The sequence below is a fragment of the Halorubrum sp. genome, from assembly GCF_046498025.1.
Lineage (GTDB): Archaea > Halobacteriota > Halobacteria > Halobacteriales > Haloferacaceae > Halorubrum.
Genome location: NZ_JAWOBM010000074.1, coordinates 1 through 4,320 on the forward strand (window position 1 = coordinate 1; position 4,320 = coordinate 4,320).

Annotated in this window: 2 protein-coding genes; both read right to left on the bottom strand. The window is 71.0% G+C overall.

The window, feature by feature from the left end; translation table 11 throughout:
- Nucleotides 1-2,261 (bottom strand): efflux RND transporter permease subunit (locus R6U01_RS13340; protein ID WP_410286948.1); only part of this gene is annotated, 2,261 nt, incomplete at its 3' end.
- A complete protein-coding gene (locus tag R6U01_RS13345) occupies nt 2,262-3,938 on the bottom strand; it encodes a COG1361 S-layer family protein (protein ID WP_410286949.1) in 1,677 nt (558 codons plus the stop codon). It lies immediately after the preceding gene.
- Between the last annotated feature and the right edge of the window lie 382 nt (nt 3,939-4,320).

Below are 4,320 nucleotides of genomic sequence, written 5' to 3' on the forward strand. Positions count from 1 at the left end.
GCGCCGCCGGTCCCGGTCAGGGTCGTTCGGAGCGCGGCGGCGGCGTCGCCGCCCTCGTTGTACTCGTCGATGAAGCGGGCGGTGATGTGGACCGAGTAGGCGATCCCGATCCCGATCGCGATCGAGAGGATCGTCGCCGTCAGGGCGTTGAGCGGCAGCCCGAACAGCCGCATCGTGCCGACCAGCGAGGCGACGGCGACGGTGATCGGGAACACGTTCACGATCCCGAGGAGGGGCCTCCCCTCGAGGACGCCGTAGGTCACGACGAGGAAGACGCCGGTCAGCACCACCGCGAGGAAGAGCCCCTGAATCGCCGACTCGAAGATGATCGCCGTGATCGCGTCGAAGATCACGATCTGGCCGGTCGCGGTCGCCGCGTAGCGGAACCGGCTCGCCTGTTCGGCCCCGTCCGCGGCGATCTCCCCCTGCGTCGCGCCGCTCTCGACGGTGTACTCGACCTGGGCGCCGCGGCGGTCGTCGGTGAGGTACTGGGATGCCCGCGGTCCCGCCGGCGAGTCCGCCAGCTCGTCGTAGATCCGGTCGAGGTTGCGGTCGGGGATCCCGTCGCCGTCCCTGTCGTTGCGTTCGACGAGCGCCGCGAACTCCGGGTCCGACCGCGCGTGCGATCGGATCACGGTCACGATGCTGGTCGTCTCGGCCTGCCCCCCGTCGCCGACCGCGAGCGTTCCGGGGGGGTCGTCGCTGGGGGCGTCGAGCGCCTGCAACGCGTGATCCGCCTCGAAGGGCCCCTCGACGAAGATCGTCAGGGACGCGTCCTGGCTCGCCTCGAAGTTGTCCTCGAGCAGGCCCAGCGTCGACGTGACGGTGTACTCGCCGGGCGCGAACGGCTCGGGGATGTACTCGACGTACCCCGGCTCCTCCTCGGGCGGGAGGAAGTCCTCCTGCTCGAACGTGGTGTCGACGCCGGCGCCGTACGCGCCCAGCCCCGCCGAAGCGACGAGCAGGACGACGACGAACAGCGCCGGCGCGCGTTGGCCCACGCTCACCGAGCCGGAGAGCAGTCGTCCGAGGGCGGAGCCCTCCGAGGCGATCGGGGTCGAGCCGAACTCCGGGACGCCGTAGCGCTCGCGGAGCCGGTCCAGCTCCAGCTTCGCCGCCGGGAGGAACAGCCCGAAGATCAGGAAGGTGAAGGTGATCCCGACCGCCGAGACGAGCCCGAGGTTCCGGATCGGGTCGAGGTCGGACGCGACGTTGGCGCCGAAGCCGAACACCGCCGTCACGGTGACGATGACGAAGGCGATCGCCAGCTGGTTCGCGGCGATCCGCATCGCCTGGAGCGCGTCGTACCCCTTCACCGTCTCCTCCCGGTAGCGGTTTATGAAGTGGATCCCGAAGTCGACGCCGACCGCCAACAGCAACACGGGGACCGCGATCTGCTGTTGGTCGAACGGGATCCCCGTGAACCCGAGGAACCCGAACGTCCAGACGAGCGTCATCAGGAGCGAAAACAGCCCGAGCGCTAAGTCGATCGGGTCGCGGTACGCGACCGCGAGGAACCCCAACAGCAGGAGCACGACGATGGGCATCACGATGAGCAGCGAGTCGGCGATGATGCTCCCCGTCTCGGCGTTGATGATGCCGCTGCCGAACACGCGGACGTCGGCCGGTTCGTCTTGGGCGAGCGTCTGGACGTCGGTCTGGATCCCCTCGAGGTCGTCGGCGCCCGGCGGGACGTCGTGGGTGACCACGGTGACGGTCGTCGACGCCGACGCGTCGTTCGGGTTGAAGTCGTCGGAGACGACCGCGGCGAAGCGCTGGTCCTCCGACAGCCGGCGGACGGCCCGGCGGATCTCCGTGTCGCTCGCGGACTGCACGGCCCGACGCTGGGCGGTCGGGGTGTCGGCCGTCGGGTCGAGCGCCCCCGCGACCAGCGTCGCCGGTCCGTTCGCCGACTCCACCCGGAGGTCCTCGCGCTCGTCTATCCGCTCCAGCAGCCGGAGCATCGTGAGCAGCTCTTCGCGGTCCAAGACGTTCGTCCCGTCGTGGATCAGCTGCGTGCTCGCCGTCTCCGTCGCGAACGGGTCCTCGAACTCGGTCTCGATCGCGTCGAGCGCCTCCTGTTCGGGCAGGTCCTCGGCGAACCCCTCCGTCGCGTCGGTCTGCGTCTCGACGGCGGTCATCCCGCCCGCGAAGACGGCGGTCGCGACGAGGAACAGCGCGACGACCACGCGCGGTCGCGTCACGATCAGCTCGTTGAGCCGACTGACCTGCGCTTCGACCCACCGGCCGGCTCGGTTCATCTACGTCCTCTGAAACGCGTAGACGCCGGCTCCGAGCGCGATCACGACGAGGAGCACGCCGAGGGCGAGCCCGAGCGGGAACCCGCCCTCGCTCTCGACGACGGTGATCGGGATCCGCGTCGTGTCCGACAGCTGGCTGTTCCCGTTCGCGTCGTCGTACCGGAAGTCGAACGAGACCGGGTACGTCTTCGTCGCGGCCGAGCCCGTCGCCTCCAGGTCGAACGTCAGCGTCGTCGACTCGCCCGGACCGAGCTCGTCGACGAACCCCTCGTCGTCGCCGCTGTCGAGGGGGTCGTCCGCGAACAGCCGCGCCTCAACGTCGGTGACGGGCTCGTCGAGGTTGTTCGTCACCGTCACCTCGAGCGAGCGCCCCTCGCCGGTCTCGATCTCGCGGTCGTCCACCTCCAGCAGGAACTGGTCGCGCTCCGGCCGCACCTCGTAGAGTAGCTCGAGGTCCTCGTACGCCCGCGCCTCGAGGTCCGCGTTCCGGTACCGGACCGCGATGTCGGCCGTGCGGTCGACCGCCTTCGCCTCGCCGCCGATCTCGATCGGGAGCCGGAACTCGCCGGACTCGCCCGGCCCGAGCGTCCCGACCGCGACGCTTCGCTCGATCGGGATCACGTTCTGGGACTCCTCGGCGAACTGGATCACCACGTTGCGGGCCTCCTCCGGCCCCTCGTTCGTCACGGTGGCGGTGACGTCGCCCTCCTCGCCGACGTACAGGTCGGAGTCGACGTCCGTCACCGAGAACCGCTGTTCCGCGCCCGGGGTCACGCCGGCGGAGACGCTCTCGTCGACGCGCTGGAGCCCGTCGCTCGTTTCGAACCGGACGCTGCCGCTGAGCCCGTACTCCCGGACGGGCGCGCCCGGCGCGAAGCCGACGTCGTAGCGCACGGTCGCGGTCTCGCCGGGGGCGAGCTCGTCGATCCGGGCCGCGTCGCTGGCGCGCTCGCCGAACGCGAGCCCCCCGCTCGACGACTCGAGGGCGACGGTCGCGTCGCGGGCGACGTCCGCGCCGACGTTCTCGATCTCCGCCTCGAGGGTCCCCTCGCCGCCGACGTTCGCGTCGGTGGTCGCGTTCACGACCCGGAAGCGGGCGTCCTCGGAGATCTCGACCTCGACCTCGGCGTCGACGGTCTCCTCGCGGTCGATGGTGACGCCGCCCGACTGCTGGTAGGTGTACGAGTACTCCAGCTCGACGTCGACCTCGTAGGTCCCCTGTTCCACGTCCTCGGGCACGTTCACCGCGATCGGCGCCTCGCCGGGCCGGTCCTCGGTGACCGAGCCGATCGCGAGGGTGCCGGTCTCGACGTCGAGGGGGGTGTCGTCGGCGTCGGCGGTCACGCGCACGTTGCGCGCGGTGGTGACGATGTCGCGGGTCTGCGCCGTCCCGAGGTCCATGTCGCCGTCGTTCGAGACCTGGAGGGTGAGCTCGTTCGTCCGTCCCGGCGTGACGGTCGTGGTCGCGGTCGTCACGCTCAGGTCGGGGGAGCCGCGGACGAGCCCGCCCTCGGTCTGGAGGGCCGCTCCGCCGTCGGCCTGGGCCCCGACCGCGGCCGCGTCGACCGACGCCGCCCCCCCGTCGGTCGTCGACCCCGTTCCCGCGGCGAACCCGGCCGTGCCGCTCGTTACCAGCGCCAGTACGACGACCGCGACGAGGACTGTGTTGCGTCTCATGCTGAATCGAACGTCGCGGCGGCGTCCCGGGGCCCCGCGGCGGGGGCCGGACGGACCGGATCCGGCGTCGAGCCGGCGTCGCGGCGCTGCCGCGGCCGATCGCGTCGAGCCGGGCAGGGCGTCGCCGTCGCGCGTTTCATGCTTGTCCGTGAATCCACGAATCAATAACGTCTTTGTTTTTGGATTCCTAGCGGTGGTATGAGCGCGCATCGACCGGCCGGGGGAGACGGGAGCGGAGGCGAGCGATGAGCGGGTTCTCCGACGCGGAGCGCGAGCGGATCCGCGGGGAGCTGGTCGCGGCGGGCCGGGAGCTGTTCGAGCGGTTCGGCTTCGAGCGCACGCGGATCAAGGACGTGACCGAGGCGGTCGGCATCGGGACGAG

Excerpts from the sequence above, each read along its gene's own strand:
- R6U01_RS13345 (WP_410286949.1), bottom strand. The coding sequence starts at position 3,938 with ATGAGACGCAACACAGTCCTCGTCGCGGTCGTCGTACTGGCGCTGGTA.